Below are 22,388 nucleotides of genomic sequence, written 5' to 3'. Positions count from 1 at the left end.
CCGGCCCCAGGCCGGACTGTGGTCGCCGTCCTACAGCGTCCGGACGACTTGCGTGTCGTTCCCACTGGTGTAGGCAACAACACTGGCGTTCTCGTCGCAGTCAGTGAGTCGGTTGCCTACCGAGGTGACGTTCTCGTCGTACCCTTGGTCGCTGCAGTAGATGCCTTCGGTGTTGTCACCGAGTTTGGTGAGGGTGACATCGTAGGTGTCTGTTGCGTTTTGTTCGACTGTGACGCCGGCTTGCGCGTTGCTCTGGAGGTTTCCGTCACCGAATCCAAGCACTGCGGTCGCGATGACCGCCGCGAGGATCACGGTGATAGCTACCATCAGAATCACGCCGATGACCGGCGACACAGCGCGTTCGTCCGCGTCCGTGTCGAAGAGGCTGAGGTCTGTCATTTGTGAACCCTGCCACGCCAACCACCGCTGGAACGATCTCCCCCGGAGGGTTCGCGTCACGCTGGTCGCTGCGTGTGGCTACGGACGGCTACATACCGGACGTACTTAAACCCACCTGACGGGTAGACCCCGACGATACCCGCTATGACGTGTGGGAACGACAAACTAGCCGGACGGCACGTCGGCGGACGGTGAACAAAAGTACCGGGGGAAAGTGTAGGCCGACCAAAATACGGCGGCTCCGCAGGAGTGACAGCGCCGCGATTCGAAACCCTTTTTTCTGCACCCGGCATCAGTACGGACACGAGCCGCCTTAGCTCAGACTGGGAGAGCACTCGACTGAAGATCGAGCTGTCCCTGGTTCAAATCCGGGAGGCGGCATATTCTGAGAACGCAACCGCGAGCGTAGCGAGCGGTCCGTCGAAGAAACGACGCCGACCGCGATTTGAACCGGACGAGTCGCGCGCAGCGAAGCGAGCACGTCTCGGCGAGGTTCAAATCCGGGAGACGGCATCCCGATTCTACTCGATTTCGATTCACCGGACGGCAACGCCTTACGGCGGTTTGTAGCCTTATCACGGCTTTAGATTTGAACCGAGAATTACTCGCTCCCGGCGTCTTCTGCCACTTCGAGTAGATTTGAAATGCTGTATCCTAATAAGCCAATAGACCTAGAAAGAGGGTTTCAGAGGTTCTACTGCTTGTTCCGGCTTTCGTGACGCACCCGTATGGGCCGTTGAAGCGGCCCTGTGCTCCCACGGTCATACACCCAGACGTTGCTAGTGCGCGAGCGGATGAATCCGCGCGTGGTGGTGGACGTCGGTGAGTGGTTGCCGTTCTCCGCTGTGGAGCCATACCTGAATGCACCGACAGCCGAAGTAGTTAATCAAGAGTTTGAGGGGTCGAGACTCGCGTATATCGGATTCAGACCGCCACAGCAACATGTGCAAAAGGATTCTTAAGCGAGTGCTTCTACTGGATCAAACAAGATCAAGCAGTAGAGTAGTCTCAAGCAACGCAAATCTTTACTTGAGCGGGCGTTGAGAATCGGGTGGTAGAAGCAATCTTCCTTGCTTCTCAGTAGCACCGGGATCGAAAGAGCAGCGAGACAAGGGAAGAGAAGCGCTCAAGCGGCGCAAAACAAGCAGTACTAGCAGTAGTTGAAAGGAGTGCTTGAGCGCTGGTCGTCGCTGGTCGGTATTAATCGGCTCCCAGCGAGCAACAAGAAAGATGGGTAGCACCGACCGATCAGAGGTCGTCTTTCGAAAAGATCAGGTCGACGCTGTTGGTGTCAAGCCAGTCAGATAGCTCCCGATACTCGGGAATCTCCATCTCGACAAGCCGCCAGAACCGGTCGTTGTGGCCGGACTCCCGAAGGTGCGCCAGCTCGTGAACGACGACGTAGTCTATCACATCCGGTGGGGCCATGACGAGCCGCCAGTTGAAGCTCAGCACGCCGTTGGTAGAGCAGCTCCCCCAGCGAGTCCGCTGATTCCGTAGCTCGATCCGGTCGTACGTGTGGTTCATCGAGTCGGCGAGCGCGTCGGTGCGGTCAGTCAGATGCTCCCGTGCTCGGGATCGGTAGAAGTTTTCGAGGACGCGCTTGAGAGACGACTGGTCGACGGTGCTCTGTCGGAGTCGGATCTCGCCGTCACCGACGCCGTGGGCCGGTCGTGGCTCGACGACGATCTCGTGGTCGTCGCCGAGGTAGGGGAATGCCGCGCCAGGCTCGAAGCGCCGCTCAGGTGCCCGCTCTCGGTGCCGTTCGTACGTACGCTTCGTTTCCAGTACCCAGTTCAGATTCTCGCTGAGAAGTGCTTCGGGGGATTCCTCCGATTCTGCGGGGAGAACGACCGTCACGCCACGGATGTCGATATCGATACGGGGTTCTGTCGCGTCCTCACTCCGGCGAACCTCGTACTCGACAGGGTGGCCCGCGAGTGTGGTCTCACGGCTCTGTGTGGTCTTAGACATAGTTCTCGACGAGATAGCCCCGGACGGCGTCCAGGAAGGCGTCGTCTTTCGCCAGTGCCGGCCTGTCGTGGTCCTTGAGGAGTGCGTCCAGCAGCACCACTTCGAGCGTCTGGACTGTGGTCTCGTTGGCCTCCCAACCTGGATAGCCCCGATCGATGCGTTCCTCAAACTCGTCGACGATGTCGGCGGCGATGGCCTGCGCTTCGTCCTCAGAGTCGACAGCAGCGGGCGTCTCCTCGGTGAGATGGGTGTAGATCGCGAACTCGGCCTGTGCCTTCGCCTGATCGCCGGCCTGGGCTTCGACCGTGAGGACTTCCTCTTCGACTTCTGTGAGTGCCTCGACGGCTTCGGGATCACTGCGGTCACCCTGCTCCCATTCTTCGACGATGTCATTGACGCGCTCGCTGAGGCGCTTGTACTTGGGGTTCTGTCCGGTCTTTGGCTGCAGGTGCTCGCGGGTGGCGTGGGCGACGTTCGTGGCGGCCGTCGCCGGGTCCATGTCCTCGATCGCTTCGAGGTGCCCCTGTCCGAGTTCGTACACCGGGAAGTCCCGCTTGATCTCGCCAACGTCGACGTGCTCTTCGATGATATCGCGGGTCTTCTCTCGCATCGCGTCTTCGGGACGGTCTTTGCGGTTGTGGTGACGCTGGAAGGCGGTGTACACCCGAGCGAGCCACTTGTAGTCGTCCTGAATGCCCGCCTGAGCGAGGCGACCGTCAGGCGAGACCGATTCATAGAGGTTCTGCAGCCGGCGGAACCCCTGCTTGAACTTGCGTTTCTCTGGGTGGGTGCTCACTCTCGCGAGGCACTGGTCGATCGCCTCCTGTGAGTCGTCCATCGGGATGTCCTCGAAGATATCGAGGACGAAGTCGAGCTGTGTTTCGAGTTCGGCGAAGAGTTCCTCCCGGTCGCGGGCGGCGTACTCCTGTGTCTCTGGGTCGTAGTCGAGCGCGTCGTCGATGTTCTCGAAAACGCCCTGGAAGTCGACGATCTCGCCGTTCTCCTTGCCCTCAGCCACCCGGTTCGTCCGGGCGATGGCCTGCATGAGGTTGTGGTTCTTGAGGTTCCGGTCGAGATACATCGTCTTCAGGTTGGGCGCGTCGAAGCCGGTGAGTAGCATGTTGTGGACCACCAGCAGTTTCGGCTCGTCCTCGTCGTTGAACTGTTTGACAATCTGGTCGCGCTCCTCGTTCTCGGTGTGGAACTGCTGGATGAGGTCGCTGTCGTCGCTGGTGGCGGTGTACAGCACTTCGATCTCGTCCTCGCTGCGGCGTTCCATCAGGCGCTCGCCGTACATCGCGGCGGACTTGCGGCTCGGGGTGACGACCATCCCCTTCCAGCCGTTCTTGTCGACACCGTCGAAGTGGGTGTCGATCTCGTCGACGACGGTCTCGACGCGTGGTTCGAGTTCAGCGAGTTCGCGGCTGGTGACGGACTCACGGATGAACTCCCGTTTCTCCTCGGTCGTGAGGCCGGCGAACTGCTGTTCGAACTCCTCGTCGAGGCCCGCCTCGTCGACGTTCCATTCCATCTGGTGGCGTAGTCGGAAGTAGACCGGCAGGATCAGGCCGTCCTCGATGCCTTCCTTGACGGAGTAGCGGTGCAGGTACTCCTCGCCCTCGGGGGAGAACTCGTCGAAGGTGTTGCGGTCGCTCTTTTCGTCGCCCTCCCTGACCGGCGTCCCGGTAAAGCCAAAGTGGAAGCAGCCCGGCAGCGCGGCGTCGAGTCGGCTGCCGAGGTCTTTCTCCATGAAGCGGTGGGCCTCGTCGGACATCACTACCACCTCGTCGTTGCCCTGCGTGTTCGGCTCCACGTCCTGGAACTTCTGGATGGTCGTGAGCACCACTTCGCTGCGGCCCTGCTCGATCAGTTCCTGCAGGTGGTCGATGCTCTCGGCGACGACGGACTGCTCGAAGCCGATATTCGAGAGGGTGTCCCGCATCTGGCTGGCGAGCTTGTCCGTGTCGACGATGAGGAACACCTGCGGCGTGTCGAGGATGTCCTGTGAGAGCAGATTCTCGGCGGCGTACAGCATCGTGAAGGACTTCCCTGACCCCTGGGTGTGCCAGACGAGGCCGCGGTCGAGGTGTCCCCGTTCGTCGGGATCGGGATGTGGCTCGCCCTCTCGGACGCGATCGAGGAGCCTCGTTACGGCGTAGTACTGCATGTACCGCGGGACGATCTTGGCGTCGCCGCCGGCCCGCTGGTCGTAGAACACGAAGCGCTTGCAGATGTCCAGCAGCGTCGCGGGGTTGCACAGCGCTTGGACGGCCTGGCGCATCTCGTTGTCGGACTCGTACTGTTCGGGTGCGTCGGCCCACTTCATGTAGAACTGCGTGGGCGCGCCGACGGCCCCGTAGCGCAGCGCGGTCGTATCGGCGGCGACGTTGAACAGGCCGGGGACGAACAGCCGCGGCACGGTCTCCTCGTAGTTGTGCAGGTCGCTGATGGCGTCGTAGTAGTCGTTGTCCTGCGCGAGGCTCTTGAGTTCCATCGTCACGAGGGGAATCCCGTTGACGAAGAGGTTCACGTCCGGGCGGATGGTAGTGCCCCGCGAGACTGAGAACTGATTGACCGCGTGGAAGCGATTGCGCTCGATGTCCGCGAAGTCGATCAGATCGACGTAGACGTACTCGGTCCCGTCCTCGCCGTCGATCTGGAACTGCTTGCCCTTCGTGAGGATTGCGTAGAACTCCCGATTGCCGGCCAGCAGGTCGTCCGTGTCGAGGTCGAGCTTGAGCGAGGAGACGAGGCGGTCGACGTTGTCCTCGGTCACGGCGTCGTTGAGCGCGATGGCTTGCTCGGCCAGCAAGTCCCAGTAGATCACGTCAGCGGTGGAGCGACTGTAGCGTTCGTCGAGGACGCTCGCGCCTTGACTGCCGTCGAGGCCGTGGGTCTCCCAGCCCAGCCCGTCCAGCCACGACAACAGCGACGTCTCGACGCCCTGCTCCGACGGAAGGCTGCTCATGGCTCTGTCAGGTGTGTGTACCGGCATGTTTCTGTCGGTGCCAAATGACGATGCAGATTCAGAATCGGGTGGGGCGTGTTACCCGTGTTGTGCGACGGCGTCGAGGACTGGAATGTCTACATCGGTGGTCCTGACTTCGCCCGAAAGCAGGTCTTGCATCAGGCCCTGTTTGAGGCGCTTGAGTTGTTCAAGATACGACTCTTCGTTTTCCATCCTCTCTTCGATAGTAGATAGCTCATCTACGATACGATCTTGTTCATCAATATCTGGGTGGGGCACCGGTATTTTACCCAGCTGGTCGAGATTTATCTCGTCGAAGGTTGTTCCCTTCACCCTGGCATCTAACTCTGACTGGAAGTTATTTGACCGAATCGCCCAAAGCAGGAAAGTATTATCTACTTTATCACCAGGGACAACTCGGGCAGTCCCCCGAGTCAAATTTGCGCCTTCAAGTTCTGGTGGTACTTGATCAACTGCACCAATTGTTGCACGGATTGTAACGACGAGTTCTTCCGCATGGATTTGAGAGCGACTATACTTTTCAGCAATCTCTGGAGATGTTCGACTCAGACCCTCAGTCGGGATATCTCCGTCGGTCATGTCTTCCGTGTTAATATATGGAACGCCATCTTCGACGTGAGGGCCTGGTTGAACAATCCCGTATGTGATGTTCTCTACGCAAAGGTTTTGAAGACTCTCAACATTCCACTCTGATGGGATCGTTTGCCGCCTTTCCTTCTTATATAAGCCAGGGTGGTCTTCAGGAGACGGACGCAAACTATTCGATTCGCTCAAGCCCTTAGTAAACAGATCGTCAAGTAAACCCTGCTTCAAACGTTCAATCTTCTCAATAACGGCCTCTGTCTTCTGAATCGCCTGATCAACGTTGTAGAGCACGCTGGCGATTTTGCGCTGTTCTTCGAGTGGTGGCAAGGGTGTCGGAAGGAGATCTAGACGGGTCTTTGAGAGTTCAATTTGTCCAGTGGAACCGTTTACACACATAGAGTAGAGCAGGGCCTGGCCTAGATGACTCTCAAAAAAGTACCTGTGGAAGTGGGGACACAGTTGTTCATCGGTCCTAAGAAGCGTTACGTGTGAGTCAATCGCTCGCCGTTGGTCGCCAGGATACACCTGGGCGCGCCCGAGAGTTCCTTGGCCGGTAGAGTTGACGATAACGTCTCCACTTTCTGGGAAATACTTCTCTTTCCATCCCTCCGCAACGTCTTCCTCAAGGTACCGGAGGTTCTCGAAATGCCAACCATCCCAGTAAATACACTCTTGGTTGATAACAGGAACTCCATCGTCGTCATAGGTCGGCTGTTTGCCCCTCGTGATGAGTTGCTTGATGTCTCCCAAGCGCTTAGCTGTCCACTCACCAGGAGTGGAAAGAGTAAACGGGCCAAACTGCTCCTGATCTAAGGTATTGGGATCAATATTTGCCGAGTCTGTGGATTCGCTTTCACCCTCCTCTACAAATTCGTCTAGCGTCGCGTCCTGCTCACTCATACTGCAGCGCCTCCATGTGCTCGGTCATCCGACTTTCAATCTCCTCGCGCTCAGCCTGTAACTCCCGCAGTTCCGCAAGCTCCTCGTTCACGTCGATGTCTTCCTCTGGCTCCGTCGTATCCACATAGAGCGCGATGTTGAGATTGAAGTCGTTCTCCTCGATCTCCTCGATGCCGACCGTCCGACTGACGCGCTCCTCGGTCGTCCAGTCGTCGAAGTTCTCGACGATGTGGTCCAGTCCGTCGTCGGTGAGTTCGTTCTGGTTCGAAAGCTCCTCGTAGAAGGCCTCGTCGGCGGCGTGGATGAACTGCACTTCGCCCTCGCGGTCGGCGGGCTTGTCGGTGTTCAGCACGAGGATCGCCGACGGAATGCTGTTGTTCTGGAAGAGGTTCTCGGGCAGGCCGACGATGGCCTCCACGAGGTCGTTTTCCAGCATGGGCTGGCGATAGCGCTGTTCGTGCTTGCGGAAGAGGACACCGTGGGGGATGACGATGGCGGCCTTGCCGCCCGACTCGTCGCCGCAGTCGGGCTCTTTCAGTTGCTCGGCGATGTGCATGATGAAGGCGTAGTCGCCCCGGTCGGCGCGCGGGAGTTTGGTGTGCCAGTCGAAGCGGCCATACTGGTCGTCCTGCAGGTCGTCCTTCGCCCAGTCGGCGGAGAAGGGGAAATTGGCGAGCACGCGGTCGAAGCGCTCCAGGTCGTCGCCGTCGGTGAAGCCCGGCGACGCCAGCGAGTCGCCGCGCTCGATCTCGCCGTTGAGTGTGTGCAGCGAGAGATTCATCCGCGCGATAGCGGCGATGTCGGGGTTGATCTCCTGGCCGGTGAAGGTGAGTTTCGACGGGTCGCCGCCCTGCGCTTCGCGGTAGTACTTCGCCGCCTCGGTCAGCATTCCGCCGGAGCCGACGGTGGGGTCGTGGAAGGTCATCCCGTCGGCGAAGTCGTCGACGAGGCGGACACAGAGCTGGACGATGTGGGGCGGCGTGAAGAACTGCCCGCCGGACTTGCCCTCTTCCTCCGCGAAGTGGCGGACCAGATCCATGTACGCCTCGCCGAGCATGTCCGGCGGCACGCTGTCGCGGTCGAGGTCGTAGGTCGAGAGGTGCTCGACGAGTTTGATGAGGCGGTCGTCGGTCAGCCCGCCGGCTTCCATGAAGTTCGCGTTGAAGATCCCCGAGAGGTCGGGGTTTGCCTGCGTGAACTCGGTGAAAGCGTTGTTGATCGCCTCGTCGACGTTCTCGCTTTCCTGTCGCAGGTCGTTCCAGCGGTGGCCCTCGGGGACGATCGGCACGTCGTAGAGGTTCGCGTTGTCGGCGAAGTCCTCGCCGTACTCCTCGACGATCTCCTCGCGTTCCTGCTCGTACTCGTCGGAGATGGCCTTGTAGAACACGAGCGGCAGGATGTATTCCTTGTAGTCAGTTGGGTCGACGGCGTCACGGATGATGTCGGCGCACTTGAAAAGATGAGAGTCCAACTCGTCCAGCGTCAGAGACATAGAGTACGCATACGCTGTCGTGGTCTTATTTCCAGCGGTTAGGATAGGGCAGGTGGTTGGCTGAGAGGACTCACGTTTCGCTGGGGGTCCTCGACGAGCGACTGTCGAGGTGCAGGTCCCAAGCGTCGAAAGCGTGCAGTGCCTCTCGGTCGGACTGAGACAGCTCTTCGGACTCGTCGATGCGATCCTGGAGGTTGGTAAGACCCCGGGCCACGTTCTGCGTCATCTACCTGTGGGGTTGTCATATAGGCATGTAGACCACCAGTTGAACGCCGGGAGGCGGCAGTTCCTCACCGCTCAAGTGAGAGTCGAGGGCGGGATCACCGTCCCCAGTTGGAACCCGGCTCCACGTCGCGTCGATTGCGTGCGCTGGATCACGACTCGCAACGAACACGACCGTTGGGAGCCGCCGTCGCACGGCTGGGCGGTCGTAGCCGCCGGTGGGCGTATGGCGGCGCGGGTGGTAGGGTCGGGTATGCGTGTCGGCCCGCGATCGAGACGGGACGTGTTCGCACCGTCGGCCAGGCACAGCTACTACGTCACCGAGCCGGGTGACGTGGCGGGCGTGCCGGGCTGGGATCGTGACGTGGTGTACGCGGCGGTGCGGACAGCCGACGGCATCGATGACGGCTGTGTGGTGGTCGCGTACGACCGCCACGCGTTGTACGTGGCGACACAGTCGGCCGTGACCTACCACCCACCGGGCCTGTTGGGTGTGAGGCGCTCGCCACGGCTGGCGGTCGCCGACGCCCACGAGTACCGGCCGGACAGCGCTGAGACGGTGGGGGTCGGTGCGGTGACCGTCGAGGACACGTTCGACGTGCTGGTGCCGGCGTTCGACTGGACGACGCTGACCGACGACGACGTGCCGCCGGCCGTGCCGCGCCGACGCACGCACGCGCCGTCGGAAACGGGAGCGGGGACGCGGACGTAGGATCGCGGCGGGCGGACCCGAAGCCGGGACGCGGCGACACAGTGTAGTCCCAGTACCAAATTCCCAGGGGATGGTGTCCGGGAAAAGGCATTCACTGGGGCGCTGCGAAGCGTGCGTATCGCATGTTCACCGTACTGGTAAGCGACGGAATGGGGATGTTGGGAGCGCTCCCGGACGCGGTGGCCGACCGGGCGACCCGGGACGTGGCGTTCGAGCACCGGCGGGTGGAGACGGGTGAGGGGCTCGTGGCTGCGGTCGACGACACCGGGGCTGACGCGGTCGTCGGCGGTCCCGAGACACCGGTGCCGGCGGAGACCATCGCGGAGATCGACGGCGACGTGGCCGCGATCGTGCGGGCGGGCGTCGGCGTGGACGCGATCGACTGTGCGGCGGCCGCCGACCACGGCGTCGCAGTGGCGAACGCGCCGTCGTACTGCACCCGGGAGGTCGGCGAGCACGCGCTGTCGCTGGTGTTCGGGGCTGCCCGCCGGCTCCACGAGTACGACCGGCAGACGCGCCGCGGCGGGTGGGCGTGGAACGACGCGCCGGCTCCGCTGCGGCTGGCGGACGCGACAGTGGGGTTCGTCGGGTTCGGGGAGATCGCTCGCGGGGTGGCGGACACAGCGACGACGGTGGCGGAGTCGGTGATCGCCTACGACCCGTACGTGGACGCGGCGACCGCCGAGCGCCACGGCGTGGCGATGGCGGAGTTCGAGGCGGTCTGCGCGCAGTCGGACGTCCTGGTGGTGTTTGCGCCGTTGACCGAGGAGACGCGGGGGCTCGTCGACGAGGCGGCGTGCAACCGACTCCCCGAGGGTGCCGTCGTGGTGAACGTCGGCCGCGGGGCCGTCGTGGACGACGCGGCCCTGGCAGGGGCGCTTGAGGACGGCCCCGTGTCGGCGGCGGCGCTGGACGTGTTGCCGACGGAGCCGCCCGTCGAGTCGCCGTTGGTGGGTCGCAGTGACGTGCTCGTGACGCCGCACTGCGGGTGGTATTCGGAGGCGGCGGCGGAGTCACTGGTGGCGTCGCTGGCGGGGACGGTGGCGGCGGTGGCTGACGGCGATGGGGTGCCCGAGCGAACGCGGGTGGCGTGAGTCGGCGCGGGTGGCGGTGATGAAACCCTTATGAGTCTGACGCCGCAACTGCCACCATGACCTACGACACCGTCGTGTTCGACAACGACGGGGTTCTCGTTGGCCGCACCCGGTACGACGTGCTGGAGCGGGCCACCGAGGAGACGTTCAGGCGGTTCAACGTGGACGACCCAGACCCCGAGGATGTCGAAGCGATGACGATCGGCGCGACCCCGAAGACAGTCGGCGACGTCTGCAGCCGGTACGGGATCTCCCCGAAGGACTTCTGGCCGGAGCGCGACCGGGCGCTCACGGAGGCCCAGCGCGACGAAGTCCGGGAGGGCCGCAAGACGCTGTACGACGACCTCGACACCCTCCATGACCTCAACGTGAACATGGGGATCGTGTCGTCGAACCAGCAGGCAACGGTGGATTTCGTGCTCGATCATTTCGGCGTTCGGGACCTCTTTGGCGCTGCGTACGGGCGCGAGCCGACGATTCAGAGCCTGGAGCGCCGGAAGCCCAACAGCCATTACATCGACCGCGCGCTCGCGGACCTGGACGCCGACACCGCGTTGTTCGTCGGGGACAACGAAAGCGACATTCGGGCCGCGGAGAACGCGGGCATCGACTCGGCGTTCATTCGACGCCCCCACCGGGAGAGCTGGGAGTTGAACGCGTGGCCGACCTGGGACATCGACTGCCTCAGCGATCTGCACGACATCTGCGAGTAGCGCGTGCACCCGGAATCGCGGCGGATGCGGGCCCAACAGCCGCGGGACGCGGTGCGAGAGGGCGTCCCGCCAGGCCACAAGCGTTATGAGTGCGAGGCGTCACAGTACAGTTGCAATGGCGACAGGCGAAGTTGACTTCTTCAACGACACTGGCGGCTACGGTTTCATCGAGACTGAGGACGCGGACGAGGACGTTTTCTTCCACATGGAGGACGTCGGCGGTCCTGACCTGGAGGAAGGTCAGGAAGTCGAGTTCGACATCGAGCAGGCCGACAAAGGCCCGCGCGCAACGAACCTCACCCGTCTGTAATCGGGATTCCGTATAGACGAATCGTTTCCAGAGTGGCGTACTCCACCGACGGAGTACAACGGACGGGTGTGGCCTCACGGCCCACGCGCCGGTTTTCTGCGCGATGGCACGTCGAGGAGCGCCGGCTGCCTGCAGCGGGCGTGCTCGGCGACGCTTCGAAGCCTTTATTCGCGCGCTGACCCTGAGCCACGGGTAGTACCTATGTCCGAGAAGCCGGCTTCCATGTACCGGAAGATCGACAAGCCGTCGTACACGCGGCGGGACTACGTCACCGGCATCCCCGGTTCGAAGATCGCCCAGCACAAGATGGGCGACCTGCAGGCCGACGCCGACGACTATCCCGTACAGATCAGCCTTGTTCCCCAGGAAGAGTGCCAGCTCCGTCATGGCTCCCTGGAGGCCGCGCGGCTGTCAGCGAACCGCCACCTCATCAAGGAGCTCGGTGAGGGCAACTACAAGATGCAGCTGCGCAAGTTCCCCCACCAGATCATTCGGGAGAACAAGCAGGCGACCGGCGCGGGTGCCGACCGTGTCTCCGACGGGATGCGCCAGGCGTTCGGCGTCCCGGTGGGCACTGCCGCCCGCATCCAGCCCGGCGATCAGCTGTTCACGGCCTACTGTGAGGTCGAACAGGCTGCCGCCGTCAAGGAGGCGTTCCGGCGCGCGTACAACAAGATCACGCCGCCGTGCAAGATCAACGTCGAGCGCGGCGAGACGCTGCTCGTCCGGTAGCGAAGCGCGACCCCGAGACGCCGGGTTCTCGGTCCGGCTTGCTGTCACCCGTGGAGCCACGCCTTTTTTCCCGTGGACCGCCGACTGCCTGGCGTATGCTGGGGCTGGCGGTCGCCAACGACGCCGAGACGTTCGCGCGGATGCAGGAGCCACTTGCCGAGCGCGGGGTTCGCGCCGAACACGTCACGGTCACCGGTTCGGTGACGCGTCTCGACGCGCCGCCGGTTGACGCGGATCGCTTCGACGCGGGGTTCGTCTATCCGGGCCGGCTGATGGAGGGCGGTGTCGTGGACGCGTTCATCGACGTGCCGTGGGTGAACGGCCGCGAGGCCGTGTTGCGGTCGCGGAACAAGGCGGGGGCGCTGGCGCTGCTGTCGGACGCCGGCGTGCCGGTGCCTGAAACCGTCTACGTGTCGAACCCGGCCGACGAGGACGCGGTCAGAGGCGTGTTCGAGGCGTTGGAGCCGCCGGTGGTGGTGAAGCCGAACTCGGCCACGCGGGGCGTCGGGGTGACGAAGGTCTCGGACCCGGATTCGTTGGGTGGGGTGACTGACTACCTGGAGCTGGTCCACGACTACCGGGCGACCGGCGACAAGTCCTATCTGATCCAGGCGTTCGTTCCCGACGCCACCGATTACCGCGTGATGGTGCTCGACGGCCGGGTGGTCGGCGCGGTGCGGCGGGACAGCGCGGGCTGGAAGCACAACGTCCACCAGGGCGCGACCGCGGCGGGCGTGTCACTGCCGGATCGGCTGCGCGCGCTGGCGGTCGACGCGGCCGCCGCGCTCGACGTGTCGTTGCTCGGCGTGGACGTGCTGGCGACCGACGAGCGCGCGGTGGTCGTGGAGACGAACGCGCGGCCGACGATCGACGACACCGCGAAGTACGAGGCTGAGTTCTACGATCGGCTGGCGGCGTTGGTTCGGCGGACCGCCGGGGACGGGCGGGCGTGACGGCGTTACTGGACGTCGATGTTCGTGGAGGACTCCGTGCGGTCGAACGCGACTTCGAGGATGCCGTTGTTGTACGTGGCGGCCCCGGAGTGGGCGTCGACGCGCCCCGGGAGGTCAACGCGTTCGTCGTATTCGCGGTGGCCGGATTGGGCGCTGACGGTGACCGACGTGCCGTCGCATTGGATGGAGATGTCGTCTTTCTCGACGCCCGGGAGGTCGGCGATGACGCGGATCGCGTCCTCGGTTTCGTGAACGTCGACGTGGGTGCTGGAGGCGAACCCGGACTGGTCGCCGCGGTCGAGGCGCTGGCCGTCGGCCATCATGTCCTCCATCATGCGTTCAATCTCCCGGAAAATGTCATCAAACGGGTCATCCCGGTCGTCGCGTCTCATGGCCCGAGGTAAGTGTGGACTGTGGAAAAGGGTTCGGGCTGTGTCACTGTGTGCACAGCCAGCGCCGCCGTGGGAGCGCCTCAGATGCCGAGGGCGTCGTTGGTGGTGGCGATGGATTCGGCGGCGTCGGCGTCGCCGGCGATGGCGCGGACGGCGTCGACGTTCTCGGGAACGACGTCGGATTCCTGGTGGATGGCCTGGAAGCAGTAGAAGTCCCGGCCGTCCATGGTGACCGACTCCCCCCACAGGCAGTTCTCCCAGAGGTCGCCCCGGGGGCGGCCCATGTCCTGGGCGTACTCCTTGAGCGGGCCGGTGCCGTCGATGCCGAGGTCGTCATCGAGCAGCATGATGCGGGATTGGCCGGCGAGCACGTCCCGGACGTCGGCGGCGTCGGGGTCGCGTTCCAGGGTGACGTTGATGCTGTGCATATGCATCAGCGTCGCCGGCACTTTCATCCCGAGGGTGTCGATGTCGAGATCCGGGAAGATCGTGTTGACGTCCGGGCCGTGGTGGCTGGGGATGGTGATGGGGTCGGGGAGGATGTCGTTGATGGGGCCGCGGTCGGTCTGGCCGGGGTCGCCGCCGCGGCGCACGAGCGTGGCGCGCACCTTCTCGATGCCGTACTGTTCGCGCAGCGGCGCGAGCAGGCGGGAGAGGCCCGTGGTGTTACAGGAGACGACGCGCACGTGGTCGGCGTCGGCGGCCGCCTCGAAGTTCGCGCGGGCGTTGAACGAGACGTCGGCGACGCTGGCGTCCTCGCCGCCCTGGTAGATGGCGGGGGTGTCGTGGGCCGCGTAGCGGCTGCGGTTTTCCGCGCCGACGCCGGACGGCGTGGCGTCGACGACGACATCGCTGTCGGCGATGAGGTCGTCGACGGGGCCGGCGGTCTCGATACCGGCTGCGGGGAACTGGTCGGCGCGGTCCTCGACGGCGGTGTAGAGGTCGAAGCCGCGTTTGCGGGCCTGTGTGGCTTCGAAGTTGGGGCTGGTTTTCGCGACGCCGGCGACGGTCATGTCGGGCTGGGCGGCGACGGCGTCCGCGACGCGCTTCCCGATGGTGCCGTAGCCGTTGATGCCAACGCGGATCATACGAGGGTGTCCCACGGGCCACCGGATAACCGTTTCGAGGCAGGGATTTACGAGAACCGGAGTGAACTGTGCGCGGGGGCGGGCAGCGAAAGCGCTAACCACCGGCCGGTCGATCCTACGAGTATGAGTCTGCGCGACGCCGCGGAGACCGCTGTCGAACAGTGCCTTGGCCTGCAACCCGAGGAGTCGTGTGTCGTCGTCACGGACGACAAGCGCGAGGAGATCGGGCGCGCCATCTACGAGGCCGCCCGCGACGTGAGCGACGCCACCACGATGCTCCAGTATCCGCCCGGCGACCAGCACGGCGAGGAGCCGCCCGCACCGGTTGCGGCGGCGATGGCCGACGCCGACGTGTTCGTGGCACCGACGACCAAGAGCCTGAGCCACACGCGCGCTCGCGGCGCGGCCAACGACGCCGGGGCGCGGGGCGCGACCCTGCCGGGGATCACCGCGGACGTGTTCACCACGGGGTTGGACGCCGACTACGAGACCATCGAAGCCCACTGCGAGGACGTGCTCGCGCAGGTCGCGGACGCCACGGAGGTCCGCGTGACCACGCCGCTGGGGACCGACATCACGTTCGAGGCGGGCGACCGCGCGTGGCGCGACGACACCGGCATCGTTCGTGAGGGCGGCGAGTTCTCGAATCTGCCCGCGGGCGAGGTGTTCGTGTCGCCGACGGACGCCAACGGCACGTACGTCGTTGACGGCACGATGATGCCCCACGGGAAACTCGACGACGAGGAGCTGCGCTTCGAGGTCGCGGACGGCGTCGTGACCGAGATCTCCGACGACCGGGTGCGCGAGCAAGTCGAGGCGGGCAGCGAGGAGGTCGGCGAGGACGCGTACAACCTGGCGGAGCTGGGCATCGGGACGAACGTCGCGGTCACCGAGCTCGTGGGCAGCGTCCTGCTGGACGAGAAGGCCGCCGGCACCGTCCACATCGCCATCGGCGACGACGCCGGGATCGGCGGCGACACCGACGCGCCGCTGCACCTCGACGGCATCATTCGGGAGCCCACCGTCTACGCGGACGGCGAGGAAGTCGAGTTGCCCCAGCCGTAGCCGAGCCCGGTGGGGCGTGACTCCGCGTGTTTTTACGTCCGCGCGGACAACGCGGCTGTATGAACCACGGAGTTGAGGCTGGCGAGCAGGTTGGGCTGTCGTGTCCGTCCTGTTCCCCGGATTTGGAGACGGTCCACGAGGTCGTGACGACCGGCGGGGGCCACGCGACAGTCGAGTGCGGGGCGTGCGGGCACGTGCACAAAGACCCGATCAAGACCGAGGACACCGAGGCGGTCGACGTGGTGGTGTCCCAGGACGGGGAGTCGTTCACCGGACAGACGTCGTTCGACCCCGAGGAGACGGTCTACGAGGGCGACGAGTTCATCGTGGAGACCGCCGAGACCATCGCGCAGGTGCGCGTGACGAGCATTGAGGTCGGTCCCGAGGACCGGACGACCCGGGCCGACGTCGAGGACATCGAGACCGTCTGGACGCGCGCCGTCGACAACGTCTCGGTGGACGTGACCGTCCACCCCAAGGAGGGCAGCGACGAGGGCAGCCGGAGTCTGGAGCTCCACGTGCCCGGTGACTTCGAGTTCGTCGTGGGGGAGACCGCGACGTTCGGCGACGAGGAGTTCACGGTGGAGGGCATCCACGTTCGGGAGTCCGCCACCGGCGAGTACAAGTTCCCGAAGCTCGGGAACGCCGGCGACACGGTGTTCGCGAAGGACGTGAAACGCGTCTACGGTGCCGACGAGTCGAGCGCCGCCTGGTCGGCCTGGTAGGCGGGCCAGCGCGCTGGGCTGCCGGAGCCGCCCTGTTTTTTCGCCCGGCCGCCCACGGGCGTGTATGGAGGACTTCCGGACGCTGCTGGTGTTGCGAGCGGCCCGCGAGACCGGCGTACTGGATGCGCTCGTCGCCAGCGCTGACACGCCGGCGGCGGTCGCCGAGCAGGCGGGCGTGACCGAGCGCGCCGCCGAGGTCGTCGTGGCCGTGCTCGTGGACCGTGGGTTCCTGACGTGGGTGTCGGGGGCCGTGGAGCCGACCAACCGCATGCTGGGGTTCATCACGAAGACCGACGTGCGGTCGATCGGGTCGCTGCCGCACGCGCTCGACGTTGCGGACGCGCTCGTCGCGCTGCCGGCGGCGATGGAAGGCGACGACGTACCGGCCGGCGGCGACACCGACCGCGCGTTCCGCAACCGCCTGGGGGCAGCGGCGGCCCGCGACGACGCGGCCGTGCGGGCGGCGGTGACCGCGGCGGTCCACGAGCGGCCGGGCGCGGAGTCGGTGGTTGTCGTGGGCGACGACGCGGGGCACCACGCCGTGGAGTGCGCGCGGCGGGGGTTCGACGTGGCGGCACACCACGACGACCGGGTGGTGGACGCGATCCGGCCAGTGCTCGCGGCCGAACCCGTGGAGCTCGTTGGGGGTGGCGTGGCGGAGCCGGTGGACGCGGCCGCCGACCTCGCGGTGATCCCACACACGCTCTCGCGGCGGTCCCCGGCAGCGGCTCAGGAGGTAGTGAGGGCCGCGAGCGAGTCGGTCAGCGCGGCCGGTGGGACCGTCGCGGTCGTCGACACGTTCGGCAGTGCGCCCGGGCTGTCGGCGGCGCTGCTGGCGACGACACCGGGGGGTGCGGTCCGGGACGCCGACCGGGTCGCGTCGTGGCTGGCGGACGCCGGGCTCACCGACGTGCGCACGAGCGACGTGCCGGGGACCGAGCACCGCGTGGTGGCCGGCCGCAGGCGCGCAGTTCAATAGGCTGGGCTGCGGATACCCGTACATGGAGTTTGGGGCGTTGCGCGAGGAGATGGTCGACAGCCTCCTCGACGCGGGGACGGCGCTCGCGGACGCGCGGCCGGCGGACGCGGCGATGCGTGCGGTTCCCCGCCACGAGTTCGTCGACGCGGGGCATCGGGCGTACACCGATCAGGCGTTCGAACACCGCGGGACGCGCGTGCTCGCGCCGTCGACGGTCGCGCGGCTGATGGGAGCGCTGGAGCCACGGGCTGGCGACGACGTGCTCGTGGTCGGGGCCGGTGTCGGGTATACGGTGGCAGTGTTGGCGGAGATCGCCGGCCCGACACACGTGCACGCCGTGGACATCGACCGGCAGGTCGTGTACGACGCGCGCGGGAACCTCGCCGACGCCGGGTACGAGGACGTGCTCGTGGACTGCCGGGACGGCGCTGAGGGGCTGGCGGAGTACGCGCCGTTCGACCGCGTGCTCGTGGAGGCCGGGGCGGCCAGCGTGCCGGACGCGCTCGCCCGCCAGCTCGCGGCCGACGGGCGGCTGGTGTTCCCGGAGGGCGTCGGCGATCAGCGCCTGGTGTCCGTTCGGGACGGCGAGACGGTCGGCGTGCACGGGCCGGTGTCGTTCGCGCCGCTGCTGGTGGCCGGCGAGCAGGCCAGCGCCGTCGAACGCAACCGCACCGTGCGCGAGGACCGCGAGCGCGTGCGCGAGGCGGCGCAGTCCCGCCCGGGCTGGGAGCGCGAGTGGATCGACTGGGAGGACGCGTAGCCGGGGGCGGCCGGCGTCGCGTGGGTTTTTGCGTGCTCGTTGCCATGCGTGGCGTATGACTGATGACCGCAGGACGGCCGGGTTCAAGGAGCGGACTCGGGTGGCTGAGGCGCGCGAGCGCCTCCTGGCGGCTGTCGACCCGCTGGCGCGCACGGCGCGGGTGGCGCTCGGTGACGCCGACGGGCGCGTGCTCGCAGCGGACGTCGAGGCACCGCGCGCGGTGCCCCACTACGAGCGGGCGGCCATGGACGGGTTCGCGGTGCGCGCCGCGGACACGTTCGGGGCGAGTGATCGGTCGCCGGTCGTCCTGGACGTGGGCACCGGCAGCGTGGGACCGGGGGAGGCGGTGCGCGTGCACACGGGCAGCGAGCTGCCGGCGGGTGCCGACGCCGTGGTGATGATCGAGGACGCCGAGCGCCGCGGCGACCGGGTCGACGTGTTCGCGGCGGCGGCCGGCGGCGCGAACGTCGCGCCGGTCGGGGAGGACGTGAGCGACGGCCAACACCTCTACGACGCCGGCCACCGGCTGCGGCCGTCGGACCTCGGGCTGCTGAAATCCGCGGGCGTGGACGCCGTTGCGGTGTACGAGCGCCCGACGGTGGGCGTGCTCCCGACCGGCGAGGAGCTGGTGGCCGCCGACCCGGGACCGGGGGAGGTGGTCGAAACGAACGGCGGGACCGTCGCCCAGTACGTCTCGCGGTGGGGCGGCGTGCCGACCCGTCGCGGTGTCGTCACGGACGACGAGGCCGCCCTCCGGACGGCGATCCGCGAGGCCGTCGACAGCCACGACGTCGTGGTGACCACCGGCGGCTCCTCGGTGGGTGCGCGCGATCACGTACCCGAGGTGATCGCGGACCTCGGGACGGTGCTCGTGCACGGGGTGGCGTTGCAGCCCGGGCACCCGGTGGCGTTGTGCGTCGTCGACGACACGCCGGTGGTGGCGCTGCCGGGGTATCCGGTGGCGGCCATCGTGAACGCCGTGCAGTTCCTCCGCCCGCTTCTCAAGGCGGTGGGCCACGCTCCCGCGACCGCTCACCCGACGACTGACGCCGTGCTCGCGCGGAAGATCGCGAGCGAGCCGGGGACGCGGTCGTTCGTGCGCGTGACCCGGCACGGCGACGAGGACGGGCGGCCGACCGTGACGCCGACGCGCGCGGGCGGGTCGGGCGTGTTGTCGAGTGTCGCGCTGGCGGACGGCTGGGTGGTGGTGCCCGAGGACTGCGAGGGGTACGACGCGGGAACGACCGTGGCGGTCGAACAGTGGGAGTGGTCGGCGTGAGCGACGACCGCCGGGAGTTCCGGGATCTCGCGTCGCCGGCGCGCGCTCGGGAGGTGCTGGCCGCCCTGGACGTGACGCCGGCGCCCGAGACGGTGCCGCTGGCGGAGGCCCGGGGGCGCGTGCTCGCGGAGCGCGTGGACGCCACCATCGACGTGCCGGGGTTCGACCGCGCGAGCATGGACGGGTACGCGGTGCGGGCCGCGGACACGTTCGGCGCGAGCGAAGCCGATCCGGCGCGGCTGTCGGTCGCGGGCACGGTGCACGCCGGCGAGGAGCCCGCGGTCGAGGTGACAGCCGGGCGCGCCGTGGTGGTGTCGACGGGCGCGGTCATGCCGCCGGGGGCTGACGCGGTGGTGAAAGTGGAGGCGACGACGGAGGCCGACGGCGGCGACGCGGTCGACGTGCGGACGAGCGTCGCGCCCGGGACCGCGGTGATGTTGGCGGGCGCGGACATCGCTGCGGGGTCGCGGGCAATCGGCCCGGGGACGAAGCTGACCGCCCGGGAGATCGGCGTGCTGTCGGCGCTGGGCGTCGGGTCGGTGCGCGTTCGGGGCGCGCCCACCGTGGGCATCATCTCGACCGGCGACGAGCTGGTGCGGCCCGGCGACCCCCTGGACAGCGCGGCCGGCCAGATCCACGACGTGAACAGCCACACGATCGCGGCCGCCGTGGAGGCGGCGGGCGGCGAGCCGGTGGTGTACCCCCACGCGGGCGACGACTACGCGGAGATGGAGCGGCTGCTCGTGGAGAGCGCCGCCGACTGCGATCTCGTGTTGTCCTCGGGGTCGACGTCCGCGAGCGCGGTGGACGTCATCTACCGGGTGGCCGAGGAGCGCGGCGACCTGCTGTTGCATGGGGTCGCGGTGAAACCCGGCAAGCCCATGCTCGTCGGGGAGATCGAGGGGACGGCGTACGTCGGACTGCCGGGCTATCCGGTGTCGGCGCTGACCATCTTCCGGGTGTTCGTTGCGCCGGTCGTCCGCGAAGCCGCCGGCCGGGGCCAGCCCGAGCCGACGGTGGTGACCGGGGAGATGGCGCGCCAGGAGCGCTCCGCGGAGGGGCGGCGGCGGCTGCTCCCGGTGGGGCTGGTCGAGGACGGCACCGGCGACCGCCTGGTGTACCCCGTGGACAAGGGCAGCGGCGCGACCACGAGCCTGGTGGACGCCGACGGCACCGTGACGGTGCCCGCCGACACCGCGTACGTGGCCGCCGGCGACTCCGTTGACGTGGCGCTGTTCGCGCCGGACGCGCGGGCCCCGCGAGTGTTGGCCGTCGGCGAGGACGACCCGCTGTTCTCGCGCGTGCTGGACGACGTTGCCCGGCCGCGGTTCCTGCCCGTGGGCACCCGTGAGGGGCTGCGGCGGCTCCGAGAGGGCGTCCCGGACGTGGTCGTGGTTGCCGGCCCGGCGACGCCCGACGGCGACGCGGTTTCCCTCGGCGGCTGGACCCGCGAGTGGGGGATAGTCGTGCCCGCCGGGAACCCCGCGGGCGTCGACTCGGTTGCGGATCTCGTCGACCGGGACCTGGGGCTGGTGAACCGCGCTCGTGGGTCGGGGCTGCGGCGGTGCTTCGACGACGCCATCGCGGCGCTGGCAGCCGAGCGTCCCGCGAGCCGCGGGGCGCTTACCGACGCCATCGACGGCTACGAGCTGACCACGACCGCCCACGAGAGCCCGGCGCGGAAGGTCGCGGCGGGCGACGCCGACGCGGGGCTCGGACTGGCTGCGACGGCGGCCAGCCTCGATCTCGGGTTCGTCCCGCTGGGCACGCAGTCCGTGACCGTCGTGGCCGCCCCCGACCGCGTTGACAAGCCGGGGGTTCGTGATCTCGCGGCCGCCCTCGATGACTGCGGCGGGCTGGCGGCACCGCTGGAGGGCATCGACCCACAGTGAGCGCGGGCGCTACGCGGAGTCGTCGGCGGCGTACTCGTAGGGGTCGCGGTCGCCCTCGACGTCGAGGTAGTCGTCGTTGATCTCCCAGCCGCCGTCGTCGGTCCGGGTCATGTACTCGCCGTAGTACGGAACCCGGTTGGCGACGGTCTCCCGGAACGCCGCGCGCATCGACTGGGTGGTTTCGCCGATCCCGCGGAGGTCGTCGTTGCGGTTCAGACAGCCCTTGAGGTAGCCGTCGTGCGTGAGCCGAACGCGGTGGCAGTTCGCGCAGAACTGCGGGTTCTCGACGGGGTCGACGATTTCGACCATGCCCTGGTCGGGGTGGGCGCCGCCGTCCGGCGTGACGGACTGGGCGGCGTCGTCGGCCGTGGAGCCGGCGTCCCGGCTGGACACCCAGTAGCGGCGGCGGTCGTGCATCTCGCGGGTTTCGATGCGGTCGGCGCGGTCGGCAAGCCAGTCGTGGACGCGGTCGATGTCGATGGCCCACTCGGGGTGGCCGGCGAGCTCGGGCATGTACTCGATGAGCTGCAGCCGGAGGCCGTCCCGGGCGGCGACGTGATCGACCATCTCGGGGACGTAGCCCGCGGTCGGCTCGAACACGACCATGTTCAGTTTCACGGGTGCCAGTCCGGCGTCGAGCGCCGCCTCGACGCCCTCCAGGACGGCGTCGTAGGCGCCGCTCTGGGTGAGCTCCGCGAAGGCGTCGTTGTCCATGGCGTCCTGGGAGATGTTGACGCGTTCGAGGCCGGCGTCGACGAGGTCGGCGGCCCGGCCCGGCAGGAAGGTGCCGTTGGTCGTCATCGACACCGCCATGTCGTCGGGGGTGCGCCGAATGATGGCTTCGAGGTCGGAGCGCAGCATCGGCTCGCCGCCGGTGAGCTTCACGGCGTCGACGCCGAACTCGTGGGCGACGGAGAGGAACCGCACGACGCGGTCCGTGGACAGCTCGTTCTCCCGGGGGTCAATCGGGCCGCGGGTGTCGCCGAGCCCCTCGTTGTGGCAGTATACGCAGTCGAAATTGCAGCGGTCTGTCAGCGAGACGCGGACGCCGGACACGTCCCGCCCGAAGTCGTCCTCAAGCATCGTCTCGCTAGTGCCTGGCACCGGACGCATTTAAGCAGTGGCCACGCGGT

Annotated in this window: 20 protein-coding genes and 1 tRNA gene; 13 read left to right on the top strand and 8 right to left on the bottom strand. The window is 66.8% G+C overall.

Annotated elements, in window-relative coordinates:
- Positions 1–30 precede the first annotated feature (30 nt).
- Positions 31–399 (bottom strand): type IV pilin N-terminal domain-containing protein, encoded by a 369-nt coding sequence (locus tag JRZ79_RS13555; RefSeq protein ID WP_012289095.1) that lies wholly within the window; start codon positions 397–399, stop codon positions 31–33.
- 307 nt (positions 400–706) lie between these two features.
- Between JRZ79_RS13555 and JRZ79_RS13550 the strand changes: the two genes are divergently transcribed.
- Positions 707–780: transfer RNA gene (locus tag JRZ79_RS13550), tRNA-Phe, on the top strand.
- 867 nt (positions 781–1,647) lie between these two features.
- Here the strand turns inward: JRZ79_RS13550 and JRZ79_RS13545 are convergent.
- From JRZ79_RS13545 to JRZ79_RS13530, 4 genes are all read right to left on the bottom strand, one after another.
- Positions 1,648–2,373 carry a SprT family zinc-dependent metalloprotease gene (locus tag JRZ79_RS13545; RefSeq protein ID WP_010902031.1) on the bottom strand — a complete coding sequence of 242 codons (726 nt, stop codon included), beginning with the start codon at positions 2,371–2,373 and terminating at the stop codon, positions 1,648–1,650.
- Positions 2,366–5,341 (bottom strand): type I restriction endonuclease subunit R, encoded by a 2,976-nt coding sequence (locus JRZ79_RS13540; RefSeq protein ID WP_173362407.1) that lies wholly within the window; start codon positions 5,339–5,341, stop codon positions 2,366–2,368. Before JRZ79_RS13540 ends, JRZ79_RS13545 begins: the two co-directional genes overlap by 8 nt.
- A gap of 78 nt (positions 5,342–5,419) precedes the next feature.
- Complete coding sequence (locus JRZ79_RS13535) at positions 5,420–6,847, bottom strand: restriction endonuclease subunit S (protein ID WP_010902029.1); 1,428 nt, start codon at positions 6,845–6,847, stop codon at positions 5,420–5,422.
- Positions 6,840–8,339: a class I SAM-dependent DNA methyltransferase gene (locus tag JRZ79_RS13530; RefSeq protein WP_010902028.1), complete on the bottom strand. Its 1,500-nt coding sequence runs from the start codon at positions 8,337–8,339 to the stop codon at positions 6,840–6,842. The genes JRZ79_RS13535 and JRZ79_RS13530 overlap by 8 nt, the downstream gene beginning before the upstream one ends.
- A 475-nt stretch (positions 8,340–8,814) precedes the next feature.
- Between JRZ79_RS13530 and JRZ79_RS13525 the strand changes: the two genes are divergently transcribed.
- From JRZ79_RS13525 to JRZ79_RS13500, 6 genes are all read left to right on the top strand, one after another.
- Positions 8,815–9,273, top strand: coding sequence for a hypothetical protein (locus tag JRZ79_RS13525; protein WP_231546326.1), 459 nt, complete (start codon positions 8,815–8,817; stop codon positions 9,271–9,273).
- Positions 9,274–9,395: 122 nt separating this feature from the next.
- Positions 9,396–10,367 (top strand): C-terminal binding protein, encoded by a 972-nt coding sequence (locus JRZ79_RS13520; protein ID WP_010902026.1) that lies wholly within the window; start codon positions 9,396–9,398, stop codon positions 10,365–10,367.
- Positions 10,368–10,423: 56 nt separating this feature from the next.
- Positions 10,424–11,080 (top strand): HAD family hydrolase, encoded by a 657-nt coding sequence (locus JRZ79_RS13515; RefSeq protein WP_010902025.1) that lies wholly within the window; start codon positions 10,424–10,426, stop codon positions 11,078–11,080.
- A 115-nt stretch (positions 11,081–11,195) separates the two neighbouring features.
- A complete protein-coding gene (locus tag JRZ79_RS13510; RefSeq protein WP_012289092.1) occupies positions 11,196–11,390 on the top strand; it encodes a cold-shock protein in 195 nt (64 codons plus the stop codon).
- 201 nt (positions 11,391–11,591) lie between these two features.
- Positions 11,592–12,122, top strand: a complete 531-nt coding sequence (locus tag JRZ79_RS13505; protein ID WP_010902023.1) for a 50S ribosomal protein L16 — start codon at positions 11,592–11,594, stop codon at positions 12,120–12,122.
- Positions 12,123–12,217: 95 nt separating this feature from the next.
- Positions 12,218–13,075: a RimK family alpha-L-glutamate ligase gene (locus tag JRZ79_RS13500; RefSeq protein ID WP_010902022.1), complete on the top strand. Its 858-nt coding sequence runs from the start codon at positions 12,218–12,220 to the stop codon at positions 13,073–13,075.
- A 5-nt stretch (positions 13,076–13,080) separates the two neighbouring features.
- Here JRZ79_RS13500 and JRZ79_RS13495 read toward each other — a convergent pair whose 3' ends face one another.
- Together JRZ79_RS13495 and JRZ79_RS13490 are read right to left on the bottom strand one after the other, a co-directional pair.
- Complete coding sequence (locus JRZ79_RS13495; protein WP_010902021.1) at positions 13,081–13,467, bottom strand: Hsp20/alpha crystallin family protein; 387 nt, start codon at positions 13,465–13,467, stop codon at positions 13,081–13,083.
- Positions 13,468–13,547: 80 nt separating this feature from the next.
- The gene (locus JRZ79_RS13490) at positions 13,548–14,555 is read right to left on the bottom strand and encodes a type II glyceraldehyde-3-phosphate dehydrogenase (RefSeq protein WP_010902020.1); all 1,008 of its coding nucleotides are present in this window, start codon (positions 14,553–14,555) and stop codon (positions 13,548–13,550) included.
- A gap of 123 nt (positions 14,556–14,678) precedes the next feature.
- Here JRZ79_RS13490 and JRZ79_RS13485 point away from each other — a divergent pair, with 123 nt between their 5' ends.
- The 6 genes from JRZ79_RS13485 to JRZ79_RS13460 all read left to right on the top strand — a co-directional run bounded on the left by JRZ79_RS13485 (position 14,679) and on the right by JRZ79_RS13460 (position 21,255).
- Entirely contained in the window at positions 14,679–15,620 is a 942-nt protein-coding gene (locus JRZ79_RS13485) for an aminopeptidase (protein WP_205251344.1), read from the top strand.
- A gap of 59 nt (positions 15,621–15,679) precedes the next feature.
- On the top strand, positions 15,680–16,345 hold the full coding sequence (locus JRZ79_RS13480; protein ID WP_010902018.1) for an HVO_0476 family zinc finger protein: 666 nt from the start codon (positions 15,680–15,682) through the stop codon (positions 16,343–16,345).
- A 64-nt stretch (positions 16,346–16,409) separates the two neighbouring features.
- Positions 16,410–17,324, top strand: coding sequence for a hypothetical protein (locus JRZ79_RS13475; protein ID WP_205252361.1), 915 nt, complete (start codon positions 16,410–16,412; stop codon positions 17,322–17,324).
- Between the two features lie 22 nt (positions 17,325–17,346).
- On the top strand, positions 17,347–18,084 hold the full coding sequence (locus tag JRZ79_RS13470; protein WP_136361062.1) for a protein-L-isoaspartate O-methyltransferase: 738 nt from the start codon (positions 17,347–17,349) through the stop codon (positions 18,082–18,084).
- Positions 18,085–18,139: 55 nt separating this feature from the next.
- A complete protein-coding gene (gene glp, locus JRZ79_RS13465) occupies positions 18,140–19,363 on the top strand; it encodes a gephyrin-like molybdotransferase Glp (RefSeq protein ID WP_205252360.1) in 1,224 nt (407 codons plus the stop codon).
- On the top strand, positions 19,360–21,255 hold the full coding sequence (locus JRZ79_RS13460) for a molybdopterin biosynthesis protein (protein ID WP_136361060.1): 1,896 nt from the start codon (positions 19,360–19,362) through the stop codon (positions 21,253–21,255). Before glp ends, JRZ79_RS13460 begins: the two co-directional genes overlap by 4 nt.
- Before the next feature lie 9 nt (positions 21,256–21,264).
- Here the strand turns inward: JRZ79_RS13460 and moaA are convergent, their stop codons facing one another.
- On the bottom strand, positions 21,265–22,338 hold the full coding sequence (gene moaA, locus JRZ79_RS13455; RefSeq protein WP_205252359.1) for a GTP 3',8-cyclase MoaA: 1,074 nt from the start codon (positions 22,336–22,338) through the stop codon (positions 21,265–21,267).
- Between the last annotated feature and the right edge of the window lie 50 nt (positions 22,339–22,388).

It is taken from the genome of Halobacterium sp. BOL4-2 (assembly GCF_016917835.2).
Lineage (GTDB): Archaea > Halobacteriota > Halobacteria > Halobacteriales > Halobacteriaceae > Halobacterium > Halobacterium salinarum.
This window is presented reverse-complemented; position numbering and strand designations above follow the sequence as displayed.